This window comes from Aeromonas sp. PrichA-15 (assembly GCF_017939245.1).
In the GTDB taxonomy this organism is placed as follows: Bacteria; Pseudomonadota; Gammaproteobacteria; order Enterobacterales; family Aeromonadaceae; genus Aeromonas; species Aeromonas caviae.
Genome location: NZ_JAGKRH010000051.1, coordinates 30,770 through 53,830, shown reverse-complemented (window position 1 = coordinate 53,830; position 23,061 = coordinate 30,770). Strand labels below are relative to the sequence as shown.

The window sequence follows — 23,061 nt, the reverse complement described above, 5'->3', positions numbered from 1 at the left end:
ACCTGTGCCAACCCGCTCGGACAACGCCAAGACACTCTTGGACAACCTGCTGACCGCCGTCATTCTCATGGATGAACGTCTCTGCATTCAATTCGTCAACCCGGCGGCAGAGCAGCTGCTTTCCCTCAGCGAACGACGACTGATCGGCATCGAACTGCCCCACCTGCTGGAACACATCTCTCTCGATCTGCAGCGTTTCAAACAGTGCCTCATTTCGGGGCAGGGCTTCACCGACAGCGAAGTCACCCTGGTGGTGGAGGGGGAGCCCAGGCTGGTAGAGATCAGCGTCAGCCCCATGGCCGATCATGAACAGCGACTGATGGTGGTAGAACTGCGCAAGATCGATCAGCAGAAGAAGATCAGCCAGGAGCTGCAGCAACACGCCCAGCAGCAGGCCGCCAAGGAGCTGGTGCGCGGCCTGGCGCACGAGATCAAGAACCCCCTGGGGGGATTGCGCGGCGCGGCCCAACTGCTGCAAAAGGAGTTGCCCGACCCGGCCTTGCGTGAATACACCGGCATCATCATCGAGCAGGCCGATCGCCTGCGGGTGCTGGTCGACAGGTTGCTCGGTCCCCAGCGTCCCGGCCGTCACCAGATGCACAATGTTCACTCCGTGCTGGAGCAGGTGCGCCGTCTGGTGGACCTGGAGCTGCCGCCGCAGATCCGCATCGAGCGGGACTACGACCCCAGCATCCCCGAATTCGAGATGGAATCGGACCAGCTGCAACAGGCGTTCCTGAACATAGTGCGCAACGCCGCCGAGGCCCTTGGGGATCAGGACGGCCTCATCCGCATCAAGACGCGCACCGCCTTCCAGATCACCATCCATGGCCAGCGCTATCGCCTGGCGGCCGAAATCAAGATCATCGACAACGGCCCCGGCATTCCCGACGCCATTCGCGACACCCTCTTCTATCCCATGATCACCGGCAAGGACGGGGGAACAGGCCTGGGCCTCTCCATCGCCCAGAACCTGATCGATCAGCACAAGGGGCGCATCGACTGCATCAGCTGGCCGGGCCACACCGAATTCACCATTTATTTACCACTTCGCAAGTAAGGGAACCTCATGACAGCAAAAGTGTGGATCGTCGATGACGACAGCTCCATCCGGTGGGTTCTGGAGCGCACCCTTGGCAGCGAAGGCTTCGAATGCGAAAGTTTCGCCGACGGCGAAGCCCTGCTGAGTTCACTGGAGATGCGCTCACCGGACGTGATCCTCTCGGATATTCGCATGCCGGGCATCGACGGCCTGAGCCTGCTGGAGCAGATCCATCGCCGCCAAGCCGATCTGCCCATCATCATCATGACGGCCCACTCGGACCTCGACTCCGCGGTCAACGCCTACCAGCGCGGCGCCTTCGAATACCTGCCCAAGCCGTTCGACATCGACGAGGCGGTCACCCTGGTACGCCGGGCCGAGAACCACCTCAAGGAGCAGCGGACCAAGCGCAAGGCTCGCCAACAGGAAGCCACCACCACCCCGGAGATCATCGGCGAAGCCCCTGCCATGCAGGAGGTGTTCCGCGCCATCGGCCGGCTGTCGCGCTCCAGCATCTCGGTGCTCATCAACGGTCAAAGCGGTACCGGCAAGGAGCTGGTTGCCCATGCCCTGCACAAGCACAGCCCCCGGGCCCACAAGAACTTCATCGCCCTCAACATGGCGGCCATCCCGAAAGATCTCATCGAATCCGAGCTGTTCGGTCATGAGAAGGGAGCCTTCACCGGCGCCAACAACATTCGTCACGGCCGCTTCGAACAGGCCGATGGTGGCACCCTGTTTCTCGACGAAATAGGCGACATGCCGCTGGACGTGCAGACCCGGTTGCTGCGGGTTCTGGCGGACGGGCAGTTCTACCGGGTTGGTGGCCACCAACCGGTGCAGGTGGATGTGCGGATCATTGCCGCCACCCACCAGAATCTGGAGAAACGGGTCGCCGACGGCGAGTTTCGGGAAGACCTGTTCCACCGCCTCAACGTCATCCGCATCCATATCCCGGCCCTCAAGGAGCGCCGGGAGGACATCCCCCAGCTGGCCCAGCACTTCCTGCTGCGAGCCGCCAAGGAGCTGAACGTGGAGGCCAAGAGCCTGCACCCGGATACCCAGACCTACATCAGCCGCCTGCCCTGGCCGGGCAACGTGCGCCAGCTGGAGAACGTCTGCCGCTGGCTGACGGTGATGGCCTCGGGCCAGGAGGTGCTGGTAGGCGATCTGCCCACCGAGCTGCTGACTCCCATCACTAGCACCGCCGAGCCGGGCCAGCCAGCCCTGACCGGTGGCTGGCAGCAGCAGTTGCAGGACTGGGTGGCCGCCAAGCTGGCGCTGGGGGAGACCGATATCCTGGCGGATGCCATGCCCCAGTTCGAACGGATCATGCTGGAGACGGCACTGGATCACACCCATGGTCACAAGCAGGAGGCAGCCCGCCTGCTCGGCTGGGGCCGCAATACCCTGACCCGCAAGCTCAAGGAGCTCGACATTCCCTGAGCCTGCGGGAAAAACGATTCCCATCACGCCTTGAGGGAAAGCCTGACCAATCACACCCCGTTTGCTTGCAAACGGGGTATCTTTTTCAGGCGCCCCGCCTAGAATGGCAGGCTTTCCAACCCGACTCGCAGAAGGTGCCCCATGATTGACAGATCCCTCCCCCTGACCGACCTGCATCGCCATCTGGATGGCAACATCCGCCCGCAGACCATTCTCGAGCTGGGACGTCAGCACAACATCCGACTGCCAGCCGATGAACTGGAGGCCCTGCGCCCACACGTGCAGATCGTCGAGAACGAGCCGAGTCTGGTGGCCTTCCTGAAGAAACTGGACTGGGGCGTGGCCGTGCTGGCCGACTACGATGCCTGCCGCCGGGTCGCCTACGAAAACGTGGAAGATCTGTTGCGTGCCGGGATCGACTATGCCGAGCTGCGCTTCAGCCCGGCCTACATGGCGATGACCCACAAACTGCACCCGCAGGGCGTAGTCGAAGCCATCATCGACGGCGTGGCCGCAGGCAGCCGTGACTTCGGCATCAAGACCAATCTCATCGGCATCATGAGCCGAACATTCGGCACCGAGCAGTGCAAGCAGGAGCTGGATGCCTGTCTGGCTCATCGTGATCGCCTGGTTGCCATCGATCTGGCCGGCGACGAACTGGGCTTCCCGGGCGAGCTCTTCACCGACCACTTCCGCCGGGTGCGGGATGCAGGCATGCGGGTCACCGTGCACGCCGGTGAAGCCGCCGGCCCCGAGAGCATGTGGCAGGCCATTCGCGAGCTGGGAGCCGAGCGCATCGGCCACGGCGTCAAGGCCATCCAGGATCCGGCCCTGATGGCCTATCTGGCCGAACACCGCATCGGCATCGAGTCCTGCCTCACCTCCAACCTCCAGACCACCACAGTGGCGAGTCTGGCCGATCACCCGATCCGCCAGTTCCTGGCAGCTGGCGTGCTGGCCTGCCTCAATACCGACGATCCGGCGGTGGAGGGGATCGACCTGCCTCACGAATACGAGGTGGCTGCCCCCGCTGCCGGCATGACGGTGAGCGAAATCCGCACCGCCCAGCAGAACGGCCTGATCCTGGCCTTCCTGAGCGAAGCCGAGAAGGCCGAGCTGAGTGCCCGTGCGGCTCAACGTTGAGCAGGGGTAAAACCCAATAAAAAAACCGCCGAAAGGCGGTTTTTTATTGTCCCACGACATTGCCCGGCCTAGATCACCCGGGAGAACTGCTGCTGGCGCGCCTTGCTGCGCAGGTAGACATCGAAGCACATGCAGATGTTGCGGATCAACAGCTGACCGGTGGAGACCACCTCCAGCCCCTCTTCGGTCATGCGCACCAGACCGTCGTCGATGAAGGTCTGCAACAGCTTGAGATCCTCGGCAAAATACTCCTTGAACACCAGGCCGTGGGCCTGCTCCACAGCGGCGAAGTTCAGGGAAAAATCGCAGATGAGGCGCTTGATCACCTCACGGCGGATCAGATCGTCCCGATTGAGGGAGCACCCCTTCCACTGGGCATGGCCCAGTGACTCGACCTGGGCGTAGTAGGTTTTGAGATCCTTCTGGTTCTGGGAATAGGCATCCCCCATCATGCTGATGGAAGAGACCCCCAGCCCCAGCAGATCGCAATCCCCTTGGGTGGTATAGCCCTGGAAGTTGCGATGCAGCTTGCCCTCGCGCTGGGCGACGGCCAGCTCGTCATCGGGCTTGGCAAAGTGGTCCATGCCGATGAACTGATAACCCTGGCCGGTCAGGAAGGCAATGGTGTCCTGCAGCATGGCCAGCTTCTCCTGCGGCGCCGGCATGTCCGCTTCTTTCAGCTTGTGCTGGGCGGCAAAACGGCTCGGCAGGTGGGCATAGTTGAAGATGGAGAGGCGGGCCGGGTCGGTCTTGAGCACCTCTTCCAGGGTGTGATGGAAGCTCTCCCGGTTCTGGTGCGGCAGACCGTAGATGAGATCCAGATTGGTGGAGCGGAACCCCAGCTCGCGGGCACGAACCAGCATGGCGCGGATGAAGTCGTTGTCCTGCTCCCGATTGACCGCGACCTGGACCGCCTTGTTGAAGTCCTGAACGCCAAGGCTGATGCGGTTGAAACCGAGCTCCCGCAACACATCCAGCATGGACAATTCGATCTCGCGGGGATCCACCTCGATGCTGATCTCCCCCTCCTCGGCGAAGTGGAAGTGCTCCCGCAACATGGCCATCAGGCGACGAGTCTGGGGTTCGCTCAGATAGGTGGGTGTGCCGCCACCCCAGTGCAGCTGGGTGACCAGTCTCTCCTTGAACAGGGGGGCCTGGGCCTTGATCTCCTGTTCGAGGTAGTCGAGGTATTGATCTGCCTTGTGCTGGTGCCGGGTAATGACCTTGTTGCAGCCGCAGTAGTAGCAGAGCTTGTGACAGAAGGGGATATGCACGTAGAGCGACAGATTGCGTGCAGGATACTGGCCCGCTGCCTGGACAAAGTCCGGATAGCCGAACCCCTCGTTGAACTCCAGCGCAGTGGGATAGGAGGTGTAACGCGGACCACTGTAGTTGTATTTTTCGATCAGGGCCTGATCCCACACAATCTGTTCTGCTTGCACGCTTGCTTCCTCTGTCTTTGTCATGGGCTCACCGGCTTAACTGAAAATCCTTCAGTCTGGCGACATCCTCAAGGATCTGCGCCTCCAGCTCGGCCTCGTAGCCGCTGCGTTCGAGATCCATCTTCATCACTTCATTGCGCTTGAGTGCCCGCCTCGCCTCATGGGTCGGCATTTCCTTCACCTTCTCATAGAGGCCGTAGAGCCCCGGGAACTCGGTGGCAAAGGCGCGGCCCCCCTTTATTTGCAAGGCATCCAGCAGATTGGTCAGCCGGATGGCGCCTTCTGAGTAGTCGCACTGACCATCTCGTACCGCGTGGGCGATCACCCTGACACTCTCCAGGATCCGCTCGTTGCGGGCCGCAATGGCGTGCTGCTGCATCTCTTGCTGGCGTTTGAGGCGCGCCATCAGGGTGCCGGCATAGACGGCAAGCCCCAGCAAAATCAGGCCACCCAACAGGGCGGCCAGCATCCATCCACTCATCACTTTTTCTTCGGCTCGGGTTTGGCTTCAGGCTGGTAGTCCGCCTGAGAGAAACGCTCCCACAGCTCCTCTTCGGAGGCAGGCTGACTCGGCTCGTCAAAATCGGCATCATCAAAATCCATGTCGCCATCTTCGTCATCGTCGTTGTCGATGATACCGAGCTCGTCCATCAGCTCCTGATAACGGTCAACCCGCTGATCGACCCATGCCTGCTCTGCGGCCTCCAGGGTTTCACCGGCATCCAGACGATCCAGCAAGGCATTGAGGCGATCATCATTCTCGATGGACGCCAGCTCCTGCTCGGGGGTCATCACCACCCGCTTCTCTTTCGCAGGCTTGGTCGCCACCGGCTTGCTGCCCTTCTCGTCGGCAATCAGCGCGATGGGCTTGCGAGAGCCGATGCGTGGATCCTTGGCCTGCTTGGAGCCGCTCTTTTTGCCCGCCTGCTCGACCTGTTGGCGGGAGCCCGCCTTCAGGCCCTTGCGCTTGGCGGCGCGCTTGCGCTCACGACCTTCCTGGGCACTGGCATCTGATTCTTTGCGCTTGCCGGTAGGCTTGCGGTTGGGTTGTTTGGCCGACATGAATGACTCCGACAAATAACTGAATGGAAACCCCCGGAGCGTGCCGTCCGGGGAGGATGCTGAAGCGGGGAACAGTAAATATGGAACAAGAGTGGGATCCCGCACCAATTCGACCACTTTGGGCCGCTGAACACCGCAGGATCGGCATCCTCTGGGCATGTTGCTGGTATTTTGACACAGAATGTCTTGGCGGGTTAATGACCCAATAGAAAAAAGGCAGCCGAAGCTGCCTTTTTCCATCATGCGAGTTCCATTCCCTGGTAGCCAATCGCCTTATCCCTGGGCGAACCACGGCGCATCATTTCGTTGGATCATCCTGATCCTTATTGACCAGTCCTGAGTGTGCGTGTGTTTGTTTGTCTAACCCAAACCGGCGACATCCTGCCTCCCATCGGGGTGGTTGCCTCCCGCAGCCCCGTTCATCCCTGGCGGTCACCATCCTGGCTTTTTGCATCTATTGCTCATCGCATGCTCCGAGCCGACATCCTGTCAAACCGAAGACGGGTCTTGCACCCTCTCTCCGGCCAATCCTGATTGCCTACTGTAACTTCTTCGCCGGATGACTCAATCAACCAAAGCACATTTCGAACTGGTACAAAGTGATGTTCTATTTCTTAATTCATTGAAAAAAAAACATAAAAAATATACGTGAGCAATCTTTCCGACACGACCAGCCCCGTATATAGAAGATCTCTTACAGCAACGCAGGCTGTTTACGGGCGATCGCTACAACCTCAAAAAAGAACAGGGAACACAATGGTTCCCTGTTCTTTTCAACAAGATAACTAACAGGCTATATCAGTGAAGCCCCGCCACATACTTGGAGAGCGCCTCGATGTCCTGATCCGTCAGCTTCTTGGCCACATCCCGCATCATGCCATTGGGATCGTTGTCGCGGGTCGCCGAACGAAAAGCGGTGAGCTGGGCCTTGATATAGGCGGGATGCTGCCCTGACAGGCTGGGATACTTCGCTTGCTCGACGCCGGAACCCCGTGGGCCATGACAGGCGGTACAGGCGGCCAGGCCTCGCTCCATGTCTCCCCCCATATAAAGCGCCTTGCCTGCGGCAACCACATCATCGGGCACGGCAACCGGCGTCACCTTCTGGCTGGAGAAATAGGCGGCAAGATCGTCCATATCCTGCTCGGACAACGGCAACGCCATGGGTCCCATGACGGGCGCAACCCGACCAGTTTGGCCAGAAGCTGCAGCCTTCAGTTCAACTAATTGTTTTTTGATATATGATGCGTGCTGACCAGCAATCTTGGGATACATGTCGACTGGGCTGTTGCCGTCCGGTCCATGACAGGCCGCACAGACGGCAGCCTTGGTTTGTCCCGCAGCGGCATCGCCCTTGGCTTGTGCCATCCCAGTTACGCCAACCATCAGAGCAAGTGTAATGACTAGGTTCTTCATGGCGTTCCAACTTTCTCGTTATTAGGCTTCCAGATCCCATGCCGCTGAAGGCATGTTAAAATAAACGCGTTCAAGCGACGCCATTTTACACTATTTCACAAAAAAGTAACTCTATAACCCTCTATCTCTATGGGGAATTTACGTTGGATACACAAACTCTGAATTTCAATAAGGTGCATTTTGTGACCAGCGCACCCGACATCCGCCACCTGCCAAATGATGGGGGTGTCGAGATTGCGTTTGCCGGTCGTTCCAACGCTGGCAAATCGTCTGCATTGAATACCTTGACCAAACACAAGAACCTGGCGCGTACCAGTAAGACCCCTGGCCGTACTCAGCTGATCAACCTGTTTGAGCTGGAGCCGGGCAAACGCCTGGTTGACTTGCCTGGCTATGGATATGCCCAGGTTCCGCTGGAAATGAAGCTCAAGTGGCAAAAGTCACTGGCTGAATACCTGCAGCGACGGGAGTCCCTGAAAGGGCTGGTGATCCTGATGGACATCCGCCATCCGCTCAAGGAAACCGACATGAACATGCTGGAATGGAGTTCACACCGTAAACTGCCGGTGATGCTGTTACTGACCAAGGCGGACAAGTTAAGCCCGGGGCCCCGCAACAACCAGGTGATCAAGGTTCGTCAGGCGGTGGCAGAACTGGGCCCGCAGATCCAGGTTGAAGCATTCTCTTCTCTGACCAATATCGGCGTCGAGAAGCTGGCCCAGACCCTAAGCGGCTGGTATCTATCCGAAGCAGACAACGCCCAGGCAGACGACGAAGATCATCAGAACGAGGAGTAAACGACTCCTCTCCCTGGCTGCAATTGGCGGAGTTGGACCTCCGCTGATTGAAAGGCTTTCATGATCCCCCCATCTCCGAGCCCTTCCTCCCCGCCTTCGCCATCTCTGAAGAATAACCTCAAAAAATATATTTAAATCATACTGATAGCCTATTTCGACGCGAAAAGAATTAACTAATCATCAACATGATACCGTTTTCATGGATATCGAGTAAAAAATCAAAATTGAAGGCTGTAACAAACGAAACTGAAATTTAATTACACGATGAGCCAATATAGGGATAAAAATGAGGCCGGTCTTGCCATTGCAAACCGGCCTGAAGAAAAGAGTTCAAAAATTTGGGAAAAAGCGAGTTCTCGAGAACAAAGACGATTGGTTTTCCTCAAGAAACGCCTTCATTCTAACAAAGAACGGCAACAATTAAAGCATTTACTCTAAATGTTACTCATAAAAAAACGCCCCGACGATGACTCATCGGGGCTGCTATTCAGCCACATTCAATTACGTGAAATAAAAGGTCTGAAAGATAGAACATCTTACCTCTGTACCCTACGCCGACAACTGTACAGCAAAGCAGCAGAAAGTGAAAGTAATTTATGTAATTTAGTTTCAAAGATAGGGAAGAAAAAAAATATTCATAATTTTCATGCAGATAAAAAAATCCCCAGTACGAATACCGGGGAGTTATAAAGGTGACTAGCTAGCACTTCCTCAACTATCCAGTTAGTCAGCAGTCCGTTACAGAAGTTCCGCTGCTTTGAGAAAAAACTCAAAAAAATTCTGCGAGTGACGGCAAAGTAAAAGTAACTTATTGTTATGCAATGGTTTTATAAAAATGGCACCTGTTCTGCCACACACCCACCGCAGAACGACCGTTTCACATCACACGTGCCGTGCCGCATCACGAGGGAGCCCTTATCCAGAGATGCAGAATCTCTACATCAGACCTGCCGACAGCCCAATAGAACGCACAAGCTGGTTCACACGACGCCCAGATTGCGCTGCAACTCTCTCAATACCTGCTTGGTGCCGGGCCGGATCCCTCGCCATACGGTAAAGGCCTCAGCAGCCTGCTCGACCAGCATGCCCAATCCATCCATGGTATGGCGCGCGCCATGTTGTTTGGCCCAGCCGATGAAGGCTGTGTCCGTTGCGCCATACATCATGTCGTAGATCGCGATGTCCGGGTGGATGAGGGTTGGCGCCAAAGGTGGCAACTCTCCTTGCAGACTCGCTGAGGTGGAATTGATGATGAGATCGAACGGCCCCACCAGCTGTTCATAGGATTGAGCAGTGATGCTGCCCAGATCCCTGAACTCCACAGCCAGCTGTTCCGCCTTGGCATGGGTACGGTTGACCACGACGATCTCGCCCGGCGCTTCCGCCAGCAGGGGGGCCAGGGCACCACGAGCTGCGCCACCGGCCCCCAGAAGCAGGATCCTGCTACCGGCAAGGTTCACTCCGTGAGCCTTGAGATCGGCGACCAGCCCGGCGCCGTCGGTATTGTCACCCAGCAGCACACCATCATCAGTCAGTTTGATGGTGTTGACCGCTCCCGCCCGCTTGGCCCTGGGGCTCAGCCGCTCCACCAGCACGAAGGCTTGCTCCTTGAAAGGCACGGTCACGTTGCACCCCTTCCCTCCTTCGGCGAAGAAGTGGTTCAGAGCGCTGGCAAACTCATCGACAGCAGGTTCTGCCAGACCATACTCCAGCGCTTGCTGGGTCTGCCTGGCAAAAAGGGTATGAATGAAGGGAGATTTGCTGTGGCGCACGGGGTGGCCAAAAACCAGATAACGATCCATCAAGGCGTTCCTTTTGAGAGCAATATCCCGATTTAACGGGTTTTCTCATGAAGGAACAAGCCGAATATCGGCAATGAGAAGAGGCCATCATGGCCCCTCTGGTCACAACCACTCGCGCGGTTTGAGGTAGTCGCTATAGAGCAATGCCTCCGGGCTGCCAGCCTCCGGCTGCCAGTCGTACTCCCAGCGCGCCAGCGGCGGCATCGACATCAGGATGGATTCGGTGCGCCCCCCCGTCTGCAGTCCGAACAGGGTCCCGCGGTCGTAGACCAGATTGAACTCCACGTAGCGGCCACGGCGATAAAGCTGGAACGCCCGTTCCCGCTCCCCATAAGCAAGCTCCTTGCGTCGCTCGACAATCGGCAAGTAGGCCGCCAGGTAACCCTCACCCACTGCACGCATGAAGGCAAAGCAGTCGGCAAAGGGCCAGCGGTTCAGGTCATCGAAGAAAAGACCACCCACCCCGCGCGTCTCGCCCCGATGCTTGAGGAAGAAGTAACGATCGCACCAGAATTTGAACTCGGGATAAATGTCGGTGCCGAACGGCTGACAGAGCTCATGGGAGACCTGGTGCCAATGCCTCACGTCCTCTTCGAACGGATAGAAGGGCGTCAGGTCGAAGCCGCCACCAAACCACCAGATCGGCTCCTCCCCCTCTTTCTCGGCGATGAAGAACCGCACATTCGCATGGCTGGTCGGTACATAGGGATTATGCGGGTGGATCACCAGCGACACCCCCATGGCCTCAAACCTGCGGCCAGCCAGTTCGGGACGATGTGCGGTCGCGGATGCCGGCATGGCATCGCCATAGACATGGGAGAAGTTGACCCCACCTTGCTCGATCACCGCCCCCTGGCGCAGCACCCGTGTTCTACCGCCACCACCACCTTCGCGACTCCAGGCATCTTCCACAAAGCGCCCGCATCCATCGGCCTGCTCCAGGCCACGGCAGATATCATCCTGCAATTGCAGCAGGAAGGCTTTTACCTGGGCCACATCCGGTTTGCTCATTTTATCTCCTGTCAGACAGGCATCATGCATGCACTGCCTGCACTTCTCGTATTGTCATGACCTCATCGCACAACCTGCATGAAACAGGGCCGTGCCCAACTCAGGATGGGCGAATAATGGCCCCGGTGCGGGCGTCCTTGATTTCGGACGGGTTAGCTTGCCCCCCGACTTCGCCGGGCAGAATGTAAGCCAGCTGGCTTGCCAGCAGATCGCCAATATCAGCCACCCGACGAGCGGGTTCATCACCGGTTAGATTGGCACTGGTGGACACCAGCGGTTTGCCAAATGCCCGGCAAAGCCCTTGCACCTGGGGATGGCCTGTGACCCGCACCGCCAGGGTCTCGAACTGACCGGTCAACCAGGACGGCGTCGTCGCGCGAGCGGGCATGATCCAGGTGAAGGGACCAGGCCAGCTCGCCTGCACGCGAGCAAGCTGCTCATCGCTGAGCTGGCTCAGGTCGATGTAGTCCTGCAATTGCGCCAGATCTGCCGCGATCAGGATCAATCCCTTCTCCACCGGCCGCTGCTTGATGGCCAGCAGCCGCTGCACGGCGGCTTCGGAATCAGGATCACACCCCAGACCAAACACGGCTTCGGTGGCATAGGCGATAACCCCTTCTCCTTGAAGGGCGGCAACCGCTTGTTCAAATTCATTTGGCATAAGCACATGCGACAGCCACGCTGCCGCCTCTCATCACTGGATTGTATGTTGAACCGACATGACGGCATCGGGGCCATCACTGCTGCGATATGGGCTATATCCCTGCTCCTCTTCAGTCATGCATTTCGGTTCAGACGCTTGAGTGCATCAGTGAACCGAGCAACCGCAGGGAGCTTGAGATGGCGATCAGGTCAGGATCAGGGCAAGTTGGGCGATGTGCATCGGCTCACAACCTCACGCTGACCAGCAATCCGCCTGCCTGATCATGGGCGGCGAGATTATACCCGCTCAATCTGGTGGGAGCATTTCTTTTGCGGGCAGACCCAGCGCAGGTTTCCCCGCACCTTCTTCTCGATCATGATGCCCCAGCCACACTCGGGACAGGGCATGGGAACCGGCTTGTCATTCACCACATACTTGCAGTGAGGATAGGCGTCACACGAGTAGAACTGTTTGCCATAACGGGACGTGCGGCTCACCAGATGACCTTTGCCACACTCCGGGCAGAGGATTTGGGTATCGTCACTCTCCTGAAGGGATTCGATATGCTGACAGGCCGGGTACTGGGTACATCCCACAAACAGACCGTAACGACCCTTCTTGATGGCCAGTGGATGGCCACAATCCGGACAGGACGACCCCTCGAGCACTTTCTCTATGTCGCGGCCAGAGGGCGTGAGGGAGCGAATGTAATCGCAAGCGGGATAGGCTGAACAACCAAGGAAGGGACCGTGCTTGCCCTGGCGGATCACCAGTTCAGCACCACACTGCGGGCACGGCTCGCGCTCGAAGGCATGTTCGTGGGCAGAGAAGAGGTGGTGATCGATCTTTGACATGGGCCGCGCCTTGAAATCCAGATGGCCTGAATTCTACCAGCGCGGCACCGGGCTGTCAGTGGATGACGCCGTCCGACTCGTCAAACACCAGCTCTTCCATCTGCTGGTAGGCGTTTTCGCTGCCTGGCACATTGAACAGCACCATCATGACGACCCACTTCAGATCGTCCAGCTCGATGTCCGGCTTGTCCAGCTCGAGCAACCGTTCGATGCAGATTTCACGGGTTTCGGCATTCAGCACTTGCGCCTGCTCCAGGAACAGCAGGAAACCGCGACATTCAGTACTGAGGCGAACAAGCTCCTGCGGCGCATAGATCCGCATAGAGCCCTGCTGGCTTGCGGTGACATAGACTTCCCGCTCGCTGTCGTGCAGGTTGGCCAGTCGCTCCAGCCAGTTGAGCGCTTTCTCGATCTCGTCCTTGTCGAAACCGGCCCGGCTCAGTTCGTCGGTGAGTTCATCCTGCTCGACCATCACATCTGCATCGCTGTGGATGTAGGTCTCGAAAAGGTACATCAATACATCAAACATGATTCGCCCTCCTCGCTCTGACGTATCCACCGGCTACCGCCATCACTGCACCAACCAGCTCCAGCTCTACCAACCTGCCCAGTACGATATCGACAGGAAGCCGGGCCCGTTCGGCAACGGTATCCACGCTCGTGGTCTCATAATCTACGTTATCCAACAAATCGGCATAAGGCAATTCGCTATTATGCTGCGCCTCGGAAGAACCGTTGGCGGGTCCAGGGGGCAAGACCAGCCTTGGAAACTCTTCCAGGATATCGGCGGCATTCAAGACCAGCTTGGCACCCTGTTGAAGCAGACGGTTGCACCCTGCTGCCTGTGCATTTTGCGGAGCGCCGGGAACGGCAAAGACCTCGCGGCCCTGCTCCAGCGCATAACGGGCCGTGATGAGCGAACCACTCTGTTCTGCCGCTTCCACCACCAGTGTCCCCAGCGACAGGCCACTGATGATACGGTTGCGGCGAGGGAAGTGTTCAGCCAGGGGGCCTTGCTGGGGCGCCAACTCGGAAACAAGCAGACCTTCCTGCTCGAGGATCTGCATCGCCAACCCCTGATGACGCTTGGGGTAGAGACAATCCAGACCGGACCCGAGCACCGCCAGGGTGATTCCGCCCGATGCCAGCGCCTGCTGATGGCAAACGCCATCGATGCCCAACGCGAGGCCGGAGGTGATCGCCAGACCACAGCCCACCAACTCGGCACACAAACGTGTCGCATTGTCTTTGCCGGCATAGGTGGGGTGGCGGGTACCCACCATCGCCAACTGTGGCAGGGAGAGGGATGAGACGTTCCCGCGGCAGTAGAGCAAGAGCGGGGCGCCGGGGATCTCTTTGAGCAGGGCAGGATATGCGGGGTCATCGGGACAGAGGAGGTGATTGCCGGGCTCGGCGGCCCAGCTCAATCCCTGCTCCACGACAGGAAGAGGCCATCTCATCTGCTGAATCTGGGCACTCTGCAGACCAAGAGCTCGCAGGGCGCCATCGTCTGAGTCAAACAGAGTTGTGATGTCACCACCCACATGCGCCAACAGGCGAGCGGCGGTGACCGGGCCTATGCCTGTAACGGCATCCAGCGTCAGCCATAGCGACAACCGCTCCAGTGGCAAGGACACGTCAGAAATTACTGACCTGATAACCAGAGCCGACCAGATCCTGACTCTGCAGGATAAGACCGTAACTCAATTTGTCGTAGACCTTGAACAGCATGACTCTGGCAACGGCCTCGGCAGGCAGCGATGACTTGCCGGCAGAATAGAACGCCTTGTCATAGACGGATGAATATTCCCGGTATGACACCTTGCCATTCTTGTCCACCATCTCGGCTCCCGGGCGCAGGATCTCGAGCACATCGCCCGGGGCCACCTGATCACGCTCCCCCTTGTTGATGAGTACCACATCAAACTTGCCCCCACCATGTACCTTGCTCGGCAGCTCGATCACATAGCCGGGGGAAATGGAAGGTGCCGCCTTTGGCATGAACACGGCAGAGATGCTCTCCTGCGACGGCAGCGGCATCACCTTGTCGCCCTGATACACCTCACGCCGGTTATGGGCCAGCGTCACTTTGGTGGTGTCGTGGGCAAGGTACTCCTCTGCCCGCACCGTGCCGACAAAAATTGCCTCCTGACCGAGCGACTCGCCGGTATGCTTGTCCTTGTATGCCACCCCCGGGCGATAGAGGCCATAACTCTGGCCCGGGTTCAGGGCTCCTTTCACATAGAGAATGTCGCCCTCCAGCATCCCGACATGCTTGTCATTGTTGCCGAGCACATAGGGCAGGTCCTTGCTCTGCTGGCTGTTGGCCAGAATGTGGTCGGTCTGCAGGAAGGGCGCTATCTCGCTCAGAGGCAGGGTCGGTATGGGATTGGCCTTGTTTTCATAGCGGTTCTTGGGCGAGAGACGGATGACCTGCTTGCCACCCTGACTGGCTTTGCCGAGCCGAGGCTCACCATTGACCCAGCTCAGGTGCAGCACGTCACCGGGATAGATCCAGTGGGGATTGGCGATCTGCGGATTGATGTTCCAGAGGCGTGGCCAGAGCCAGGGTTCGGCCAGATACTGGCCCGAGATGTCCCAGAGGGTGTCCCCTTTTTGCACCACATAAGTCTCGGGGTAACCGGATTTGAGCGTCAACTGCTGTGCCATGGCGCCACCGGCCAGGGCTGTCGCCAGGCAGGCGACGACGATTTGCTTCAGATACATAACACTCCCTGTTACTTCTGCACGCAAAGTGTTGCTGTTTTTTGTCGGCGTAAATGACTAGAATTACGTCAATATTGACTGCGTTTATATGAAACTAAAGAAAAAATTATGGCCATTCTAGATGTATTGCGTTTCCCCGATGAGCGTCTGCGCACAGTCGCGGCCCCTGTCGAAGCCTTTACACCCGAGTTACAACACATTGTAGATGATATGTTCGAAACCATGTACGCGGAGGAAGGCATCGGCCTGGCCGCGACCCAGGTCGACATTCATCAGCGCATCATCGTCATCGATGTCTCCGAGAACCGCGAAGAACAGCTGGTGTTGATCAATCCGGAGATCCTGGAGCAGTCCGGCAGCACCGGCATCGAAGAGGGCTGCCTCTCCGTGCCCGGCAACCGTGCTCTGGTTCCGCGCGCCGAGTGGGTCAAGGTCAGGGCGCAAGATCGCCACGGCAACACCTTCGAGCTGGAAGCGGACGATCTGCTCGCCATCTGCATACAACATGAGATGGATCATCTGGTCGGCAAGCTGTTTGTGGATTACTTGTCCCCGCTCAAGCGCCAGCGTATTCGTCAGAAGCTGGAAAAGATGGCCCGTGAAGATCGCAAAGTCCTCTGAGGATCCGCTCCATTGAACAAGCTGAAACTGATTTTTGCCGGTACCCCCGACTTCGCCGCCCGTCATCTGGCGGCGTTGTTGTCTTCCGGCCACGAGGTCGTCGCCGTTTATACCCAGCCGGACAAGCCCGCCGGTCGCGGCCAGAAGCTCACCGCCAGCCCGGTCAAGGAGCTGGCGCTGGCCCACGATCTGCCGGTCTATCAACCTGCCTCCCTGCGCAATGAAGCGGCGCAGGCCGAACTGGCCGCTCTGGGTGCCGACCTGATGGTCGTCGTGGCTTATGGCCTCATCCTCCCCAAAGCGGTGCTCGATACGCCGCGTCTGGGCTGCATCAATGTGCACGGCTCCCTGCTGCCACGCTGGCGTGGTGCCGCTCCCATCCAGCGTTCTATCTGGGCAGGGGATGCCGAAACCGGCGTCACCATCATGCAGATGGATGTGGGGCTGGATACCGGCGCCATGATCCGCAAGGTAACCTGCCCCATCGCCAGTGATGAGACCTCTGCCAGCCTCTATGACAAGCTGGCCGGTCTGGGCCCGCAGGCACTGGTCGATACCCTGGACGCCATGGCTGCCGGCGACACCGCTGCCGAGCCCCAGGACGATGCGCTGGCCAACTACGCCGAGAAGCTCTCCAAGGAAGAGGCCCGCATCGACTGGTCGATGGACGCCGTTGCCATCGAACGCTGCATCCGAGCCTTCAACCCCTGGCCCATCAGCTGGTTCGACGTCGCCGGACAGACCGTCAAGGTGTGGCAGGCCGAGGTCGTCGCACAGGATCACGGCCAGGCAGCCGGCACCCTGCTCAAGGCCGACAAGCAGGGGATCGAGGTTGCCACCGGTCAGGGCGTGCTGCGCCTGCTCACCCTGCAACCTCCCGGCAAGAAGGCCATGTCCGTTTCGGATTTGCTCAACTCTCGCCGCGACTGGTTTGAACCTGGCACGCAACTGATTTGATCTGGATTGAATTGACACAAGCGGGGCCCTGGCCCCGACTTGTGCATCTAAGGTAACGCTATGAAAACACGCGCACAGGCTGCTCTCGTCATTCAACAGGTGCTGGATCAGGGTCAATCTCTCTCCGCCGTTCTGCCTGCTGCCCAGGAGAAGGTCGCGCCGCGCGATCGCGCCCTCCTGCAAGAACTCTGCTACGGCACCCTGCGCTGGCTGCCCCGCCTCGATGCGGCGGTCAGCGAGATGATGGACAAGCCGCTCAAGAACAAGAGCCGCATCTTCCACTACCTCATCCTGGTCGGCCTCTACCAGCTCATCTATACCCGCATTCCGGCTCACGCCGCCGTGGCCGAGACCGTCAACGCCGTCAAGCTGCTCAAGGGTTCTTCCCTGCGCGGCCTCATCAACGGCGTACTGCGCAACTTCCAGCGCAGCGCCGAAGTGATCCTGCTGCGCATCGACCGCGTTCCCAGCGTCCGCCTCGGCCACCCCGAATGGCTCACCAAGCGCCTGCGTCAGGCCTATCCCGATGACTGGGAGTTCATCATGGAGGCCAACAACCAGCGCCCGCCCATGTGGATCCGCAACAACAGCCAGCGCCAGAGCCGCGAGGCCATGCTGGCCCGCATGAGCGAGGCGGGCATCCCGGCCATGGCCGGTGTGGAAGGGGAAGATTGCATCCTGCTGGAGCGCCCCTGCGACGTGACAAAGCTGCCCGGCTTCGAGCAGGGTGACTGCTCGGTGCAGGACGGTGCCGCCCAGCAGGCCGCCGCCCTGCTCGATCCCCAGCCAGGCGAGTGGGTGCTGGACGCCTGCGCCGCCCCCGGCGGCAAAACCGCCCATTTGCTGGAACGCCAGCCGGCCCTTGCCGGCGTGGTTGCCGTCGACGCCGACGACAACCGCCTCAAGCGGGTGCAGGAGAACCTGGATCGCATCGGCCTTCAGGCCCAAGTGATCCACGGTGATGCCAGCACGCCGGATCTGTGGTGGCCACAGGGGCAGTTCGACCGCATCCTGCTGGATGCCCCCTGCTCCGCCACCGGCGTCATCCGTCGTCACCCCGACATCAAGTGGTTGCGCCGGGATCAGGACATCCGCGAACTGGCCGAGCTGCAACGCCGCATTCTCGATGCCCTCTGGGGCAAGCTGAAGCAGGGCGGCACCCTGCTCTACGCCACCTGCTCCGTGTTGCCGGAAGAGAACCGGGAGCAAATCCGCGCCTTCCTGGCCGATACCCCGAATGCCCGCCTGGTACCGTTGCATGCAGAAGACACCCCGGCCTGTCCGGGTCGCCAGTTCCTGCCCGGCGAGGCGGAGATGGACGGCTTCTACTATGCCAAGCTCATCAAGCTGTAGGCCAAACCGGCGGATGGCAGGCCCGGTGACGGGCCGCCTCATTACGAAGCAACAACCTTGAGTAAGATGGCCTTATGAAAATCATCATTCTGGGCGCAGGTCAGGTGGGTGGCACCCTGGCCGAGAACCTCGCCGGCGAGAACAACGACATCACCATCGTCGACACCGACAGCGAGCGCCTGCGCGAACTGCAGGACAAATTCGACCTGCGGGTGGTGAACGGCCACGGCGCCCATCCCAGGGTGCTGCGCGAAGCCGGCGCCCAGGATGCCGACATGCTGGTCGCCGTCACCAACAGCGACGAGACCAACATGGTCGCCTGCCAGGTCGCCTACTCCCTGTTCAACACCCCAAATAAGGTGGCGCGCATTCGGTCCCCCGCCTATCTGGTGGAGCGGGATCGCCTGTTCCTGCCCGAATCCGTCCCCGTGGATCACCTGATCGCCCCCGAGCAGCTGGTGACCGACTACGTGCGTCGCCTGATCGAGTATCCGGGGGCGTTGCAGGTGGTGGATTTTGCCGACGGCAAGGTGGGCCTGGTGGCGGTCAAGGCCTATTACGGCGGCCCCCTGGTGGGCAATGCGCTCTCCACCCTGCGGGAACACATGCCCAACATCGAAACCCGGGTCGCCGCCATCTTCCGCCAGGGGCGCTCCATCCGCCCCCAGGGCACCACCATCATCGAAGCCGATGACGAGGTGTTCTTCGTGGCCGCGGCGGGCCATATCCGCGCCGTGATGTCGGAGCTGCAACGCCTCGAGAGCCCCTACCGGCGCATCATGATCGTCGGCGGCGGCAACATCGGCGCCGGCCTTGCCCGCCAGCTAGAGAAGCGCTACAGCGTCAAGCTCATCGAGCGCAACCAGAAGCGGGCGGAGCAGCTCTCAGAACACCTGGAACACACCATCGTCTTCTGCGGCGATGCGGCGGATCAGGAGCTGCTGGCGGAGGAGCACATCGACCAGATCGACGTCTTCATCGCGGTGACCAACGAGGATGAGGCCAACATCATGTCGGCCCTGCTCGCCAAGAAGATGGGGGCCAAGAAGACCATGGTGCTGATCCAGCGCGGCGCCTACGTGGACCTGGTACAGGGCGGCTCCATCGACATCGCCATCTCCCCCCAGCAGGCCACCATCTCGGCCCTGCTGACCCATGTGCGCCGTGCCGACATCGCCAACGTCTACAGCCTGCGCCGCGGGGCGGCCGAAGCCATCGAGGCGATCGCCCACGGGGACGAGAACACCTCCAAGGTGGTGGGCAAGACAGTGGGCGAGCTCAAGCTGCCCCCGGGCACCACCATAGGCGCAGTGGTGCGGGGTGATGAGGTGCTGATCGCCCACGATCGCACCCAGATACAGCAGGATGACCACGTGGTGATGTTCCTGGTGGACAAGAAGTACATCCCGGAAGTGGAGCGTCTGTTCCAGCCCAGTCCCTTCTTCCTGTAAGCCGGCCATGTCTCTGGCAACGGTATCCGGACCCGGCCCCTTTTCTCAGGAAAGGTCCGGGTCTTTTTTCAATCAACGACCAGGTTTTCTTGCATGATCAAGCTGCATCCCATCGTCTTCACGCTCGGGCTGGTGCTCTCCAAGCTGGCGCTCTTCATGTGGCTGCCCACCCTGCTGGCCCTGCTGACCGGTTCGGAAGGTTTCGTCGAATTTCTCAAGTCGGTCTTGATCACCCATGGTGCCGCCCTGCTCTGCCTCCATTACGGTCGCAAGGCAGAGTTTCACCTCGGCGTGCGGGAGATGTTCCTGCTCACCACCTCGGTCTGGGTGGTCGCCTGCGTCTTCGGGGCCCTGCCCTTCGTCTTCATCACCCATATCGACTTTGCCGACGCCTACTTCGAGACCATGTCGGGGGTCACCACCACGGGATCCACCGTGCTGTCGGGGCTCGACGGCATGGCCCACAGCATCCTGCTGTGGCGATCCATCCTGCAGTGGCTGGGCGGGGTCGGCTTCATCGTGATGGCGGTGGCGGTGCTGCCCTACCTCAACGTCGGAGGCATGAAGCTGTTCCAGACCGAGAGCTCGGATTGGTCCGACAAGAGCGCCCCCCGCGCCAAAACGGTGGCCAACAACATAGTGCTGGTCTATCTGGTACTCTCCATGCTCTGCTTCCTCGCCTACTGGGTGAGTGGCATGAACCTGTTCGAAGCGGTCAACCACGCCATGACGACCCTCAGCACCGGCGGCTACTCCACCTCCGATCAATCCATGTCCCACTTCTCCCACGCGGCGCACTGGATAGGCACCCTCTTCATGTTCCTCGGCGGTCTGCCCTTCCTGCTCTATGTGCAGGCTCTCTCCCGCCGTGACAACAGCCTGTTCAAGGATGCCCAGGTGCAGGGCTTCTTCTGGCTGATCGTCTGGGTGACCCTGGTCGTCACCTTCTATCTCTGGGTGAGAGACATCTACGGCTTCATGGATGCCTTGCGCATCAGCAGCTTCAATATCGTCTCCGTGCTCACCACCACGGGTTTCGGACTCGGCGACTTCGGCACCTGGGGCCCGCTCACCACCATTATCTTCATCATCCTGCTGGCACTCGGCGCCTGCTCCGGCTCCACCTCGGGCGGGCTCAAGATCTTCCGGGTCCAGGTGGCCTTCGCCCTGTTCAAGAAACAGATGCGCCAGCTGATGCACCCCTCCGCCGTGTTTCCCCAGAAGTACAACGGCCGTCCGGTCAACGACGCCATCATCCGCTCCCTGATCTCCTTCGTGCTGGTCTACTTCGCCATCATCCTGCTCATCGCCGCCCTGCTCGCCGCCATCGGGCTGGACCCCCTGACCGCCATCTCGGGCTCCATCACCGCCGTGGCCAACGTGGGCCCGGGCATGGGGCCTGTCATCGGTCCCAGCACCAACTTCGCCAGCCTGCCGGATGCGGCCAAATGGATACTGTCGTTCGGCATGCTGCTGGGACGCCTCGAGATCCTGACGGTGGCGGTGCTCTTCTTCCCCTCCTTCTGGAAGCAATAAGCAGCCGTCCAGGCTGTTGCATGAAACGAAAAGGGCAGCCAATGGCTGCCCTTTTCGTTGTCCCGGCGAATGACGACTCCCCTCAGTCCGCCGACTCCTCCCGCTCCAGCGCCCGGTCCACCAGCGCGTCCGGCAAGGGCTTGGTCACCTCGACCCCCAGCTCGCGAAAGCGCTCGGCCTGGGCGATCAGGTTGCCACGACCGTTGACCAGCCGGCCCATCGCCTTGTCGTAGCTCTCCTGCGCCTTGTGCAGGCTGCCCCCCATCTGCTGCATCTCCTCCACGAACAGCCGCAGCTTCTCGTAGAGGCGGCCGGCCCGCTCCGCTATCTGGCGCGAGTTCTGGTTCTGCCGCTCGTAGCGCCACAGGTTCTCTATGGTGCGCAGCGCCACCATCAGGTTGGTAGGGCTCACCAGCAGGATGTTGTGTTCCAGCCCGTAGCGCACCAGGGAAGGGTCTGCTTCCAGGGCAGCGAGGAAGGCAGGCTCCACCGCCACGAACATCAGCACATAGTCCAGGGTGCGCACCCCGGGCAACTGCTGGTAATCCTTGCGGCCCAGCTCGCGGATATGGTTGCGCACCGAGGCGACGTGCTCCTTGAGCGCCACCGCCTTCTCCAGATCGTCAGCGGCGTTGTACCAGCGCTCATAGGCGGTCAACGACACCTTGGCGTCGATGATGATGTCCTTCTCCTGGGGCAGGTGGACGATGACGTCGGGCTGGTAGCGCTTGCCCTTGTCCACCTCGATGTTGACCTGGGTGTGGTACTCATGCCCCTCGCGCAGGCCGCACTCGGAGAGGATCCGCGCCAGCACCACCTCCCCCCAGTTGCCCTGCTGCTTGCTGTCGCCCTTGAGGGCCCGGGTCAGCGCCGCTGCCTCTTCGGTCATGCGGGCGTTGAGCTCGGCAAGGCGCTCCAGCTCGAACTTGAGGTTGTGGCGCTGGGCCGTCTCCTGGGCGTGGGTCTCTCCCACCTGGCGGCGAAAGCCCTCCAACTGCTCCTTGAGTGGAGTCAGCAGGAGATCCATGCTGTTCTGATTCAGTTCGCGGAAGTTGCCGGCATTTTGTTCAAAAATACGATTGGCGAGGTTCTCGAACTGCTGGCTGAGGCGCTGTTCAGCCTCTTGTTGCAGTTGCAGCTTCTCGGCGCTGGCGATGCGCTCGCTGCGCAGGGTCGCCTCGGCTTCCTTGAGACGGGCGGTGAGCTTGAGCAGCAGGGTCTGCTGCTGATCCAGCTTCTGCTGAGCCAGCATCTTCTCGTCCTGCAGCGCGTCCCAGCGATCCTGCAACCCCTGATGACGCTCCTCCAGCAGCAGCGCCTCTTCACGGCCGCTGCGTCGCCCCCACCACCAGCCGAACAGCAGCGCCAGCCCGCCAGCCAGCATGGCAGGCCACCAGGTCAGCAGCGGGGTCATCGGCGCCCCCGCTGGCGCAGGAAGAGTTCGAGATAGCGGTTGAGCAGCAACCAGATCAGCACATAGAGCAGATAGGCCGCCAGCACCACCCACTTGTGGCTGTTGACCCCGGTATCCAGTTCACTGAACTCGATACCCTTGAGATGGCAGTAGGCCCACATCAGCAAGGGGAAGACATAGAGCAGAGAAGCACGCCACAGAAATAGCCACATGAGTTCATTCAATCCCGCAAAAAGACCCGCCTAGCTTACACAAGGGCAACCCGGCTTGCGATCCTGCCCGCCGCTATTCTCTGGCTTGCCGGCCCAAAACTGGATAAAATTAACCCCTAATAGGTACAGAGG

The 23,061-nt window shown here is 59.9% G+C and carries 22 protein-coding genes; 9 read left to right on the top strand and 13 right to left on the bottom strand.

Annotated features, from left to right (window positions below; all coding sequences use genetic code 11):
- The first annotated feature begins 4 nt into the window (after nt 1-4).
- The 3 genes from glnL to add all read left to right on the top strand — a co-directional run bounded on the left by glnL (nt 5) and on the right by add (nt 3,631).
- A complete protein-coding gene (gene glnL / locus J9889_RS08870; RefSeq protein WP_103858173.1) occupies nt 5-1,060 on the top strand; it encodes a nitrogen regulation protein NR(II) in 1,056 nt (351 codons plus the stop codon).
- A gap of 9 nt (nt 1,061-1,069) precedes the next feature.
- Entirely contained in the window at nt 1,070-2,488 is a 1,419-nt protein-coding gene (glnG, locus tag J9889_RS08865) for a nitrogen regulation protein NR(I) (protein WP_010672523.1), read from the top strand.
- A 141-nt stretch (nt 2,489-2,629) separates the two neighbouring features.
- On the top strand, nt 2,630-3,631 hold the full coding sequence (gene add, locus J9889_RS08860; RefSeq protein WP_167826427.1) for an adenosine deaminase: 1,002 nt from the start codon (nt 2,630-2,632) through the stop codon (nt 3,629-3,631).
- A 68-nt stretch (nt 3,632-3,699) separates the two neighbouring features.
- On the opposite strand, the gene hemN is transcribed toward add, so the two are convergent.
- From hemN to J9889_RS08840, 4 genes are all read right to left on the bottom strand, one after another.
- Entirely contained in the window at nt 3,700-5,073 is a 1,374-nt protein-coding gene (hemN, locus tag J9889_RS08855) for an oxygen-independent coproporphyrinogen III oxidase (protein ID WP_080767919.1), read from the bottom strand.
- A 28-nt stretch (nt 5,074-5,101) separates the two neighbouring features.
- Nucleotides 5,102-5,542, bottom strand: a complete 441-nt coding sequence (locus tag J9889_RS08850) for a DUF2489 domain-containing protein (protein ID WP_039039514.1) — start codon at nt 5,540-5,542, stop codon at nt 5,102-5,104.
- Nucleotides 5,543-5,553: 11 nt separating this feature from the next.
- Entirely contained in the window at nt 5,554-6,135 is a 582-nt protein-coding gene (gene yihI, locus J9889_RS08845) for a Der GTPase-activating protein YihI (RefSeq protein WP_039039515.1), read from the bottom strand.
- Nucleotides 6,136-6,933: 798 nt separating this feature from the next.
- Nucleotides 6,934-7,551, bottom strand: coding sequence for a c-type cytochrome (locus J9889_RS08840; protein WP_042882257.1), 618 nt, complete (start codon nt 7,549-7,551; stop codon nt 6,934-6,936).
- Between the two features lie 143 nt (nt 7,552-7,694).
- On the opposite strand from J9889_RS08840, the gene yihA reads away from it, so the two are divergent.
- The gene (yihA, locus tag J9889_RS08835; protein ID WP_119197051.1) at nt 7,695-8,348 is read left to right on the top strand and encodes a ribosome biogenesis GTP-binding protein YihA/YsxC; all 654 of its coding nucleotides are present in this window, start codon (nt 7,695-7,697) and stop codon (nt 8,346-8,348) included.
- 980 nt (nt 8,349-9,328) lie between these two features.
- Here the strand turns inward: yihA and aroE are convergent.
- The 7 genes from aroE to J9889_RS08800 form a co-directional block, all read right to left on the bottom strand.
- The gene (aroE, locus tag J9889_RS08830; protein WP_069652936.1) at nt 9,329-10,150 is read right to left on the bottom strand and encodes a shikimate dehydrogenase; all 822 of its coding nucleotides are present in this window, start codon (nt 10,148-10,150) and stop codon (nt 9,329-9,331) included.
- A 102-nt stretch (nt 10,151-10,252) separates the two neighbouring features.
- Nucleotides 10,253-11,161, bottom strand: coding sequence for an oxygen-dependent coproporphyrinogen oxidase (gene hemF, locus J9889_RS08825; protein WP_210556413.1), 909 nt, complete (start codon nt 11,159-11,161; stop codon nt 10,253-10,255).
- Between the two features lie 100 nt (nt 11,162-11,261).
- Nucleotides 11,262-11,822, bottom strand: a complete 561-nt coding sequence (locus tag J9889_RS08820; protein WP_160837008.1) for a Sua5/YciO/YrdC/YwlC family protein — start codon at nt 11,820-11,822, stop codon at nt 11,262-11,264.
- Nucleotides 11,823-12,100: 278 nt separating this feature from the next.
- On the bottom strand, nt 12,101-12,658 hold the full coding sequence (locus J9889_RS08815; RefSeq protein ID WP_042015238.1) for a topoisomerase DNA-binding C4 zinc finger domain-containing protein: 558 nt from the start codon (nt 12,656-12,658) through the stop codon (nt 12,101-12,103).
- Between the two features lie 55 nt (nt 12,659-12,713).
- Nucleotides 12,714-13,187 (bottom strand): DUF494 family protein, encoded by a 474-nt coding sequence (locus tag J9889_RS08810; RefSeq protein ID WP_010672510.1) that lies wholly within the window; start codon nt 13,185-13,187, stop codon nt 12,714-12,716.
- A complete protein-coding gene (dprA, locus tag J9889_RS08805; protein ID WP_069652934.1) occupies nt 13,180-14,295 on the bottom strand; it encodes a DNA-processing protein DprA in 1,116 nt (371 codons plus the stop codon). The genes J9889_RS08810 and dprA overlap by 8 nt, the downstream gene beginning before the upstream one ends.
- A gap of 1 nt (nt 14,296) precedes the next feature.
- Nucleotides 14,297-15,385, bottom strand: coding sequence for a LysM peptidoglycan-binding domain-containing protein (locus J9889_RS08800; RefSeq protein ID WP_210556411.1), 1,089 nt, complete (start codon nt 15,383-15,385; stop codon nt 14,297-14,299).
- Between the two features lie 108 nt (nt 15,386-15,493).
- Between J9889_RS08800 and def the strand changes: the two genes are divergently transcribed.
- From def to J9889_RS08775, 5 genes are all read left to right on the top strand, one after another.
- A complete protein-coding gene (gene def / locus J9889_RS08795; protein WP_010672507.1) occupies nt 15,494-16,006 on the top strand; it encodes a peptide deformylase in 513 nt (170 codons plus the stop codon).
- 12 nt (nt 16,007-16,018) lie between these two features.
- Nucleotides 16,019-16,963 carry a methionyl-tRNA formyltransferase gene (gene fmt, locus J9889_RS08790; protein WP_042015233.1) on the top strand — a complete coding sequence of 315 codons (945 nt, stop codon included), beginning with the start codon at nt 16,019-16,021 and terminating at the stop codon, nt 16,961-16,963.
- Nucleotides 16,964-17,023: 60 nt separating this feature from the next.
- A complete protein-coding gene (rsmB, locus tag J9889_RS08785) occupies nt 17,024-18,316 on the top strand; it encodes a 16S rRNA (cytosine(967)-C(5))-methyltransferase RsmB (protein ID WP_104452042.1) in 1,293 nt (430 codons plus the stop codon).
- A 74-nt stretch (nt 18,317-18,390) separates the two neighbouring features.
- Nucleotides 18,391-19,767: a Trk system potassium transporter TrkA gene (trkA, locus tag J9889_RS08780; protein ID WP_010672504.1), complete on the top strand. Its 1,377-nt coding sequence runs from the start codon at nt 18,391-18,393 to the stop codon at nt 19,765-19,767.
- A gap of 93 nt (nt 19,768-19,860) precedes the next feature.
- Nucleotides 19,861-21,303: a TrkH family potassium uptake protein gene (locus tag J9889_RS08775; RefSeq protein WP_010672503.1), complete on the top strand. Its 1,443-nt coding sequence runs from the start codon at nt 19,861-19,863 to the stop codon at nt 21,301-21,303.
- 82 nt (nt 21,304-21,385) lie between these two features.
- On the opposite strand, the gene rmuC is transcribed toward J9889_RS08775, so the two are convergent.
- Both rmuC and J9889_RS08765 read right to left on the bottom strand, forming a co-directional pair.
- Complete coding sequence (gene rmuC, locus J9889_RS08770) at nt 21,386-22,717, bottom strand: DNA recombination protein RmuC (protein ID WP_049636719.1); 1,332 nt, start codon at nt 22,715-22,717, stop codon at nt 21,386-21,388.
- The gene (locus J9889_RS08765) at nt 22,714-22,929 is read right to left on the bottom strand and encodes a hypothetical protein (RefSeq protein ID WP_010672501.1); all 216 of its coding nucleotides are present in this window, start codon (nt 22,927-22,929) and stop codon (nt 22,714-22,716) included. Before J9889_RS08765 ends, rmuC begins: the two co-directional genes overlap by 4 nt.
- Nucleotides 22,930-23,061 lie beyond the last annotated feature (132 nt).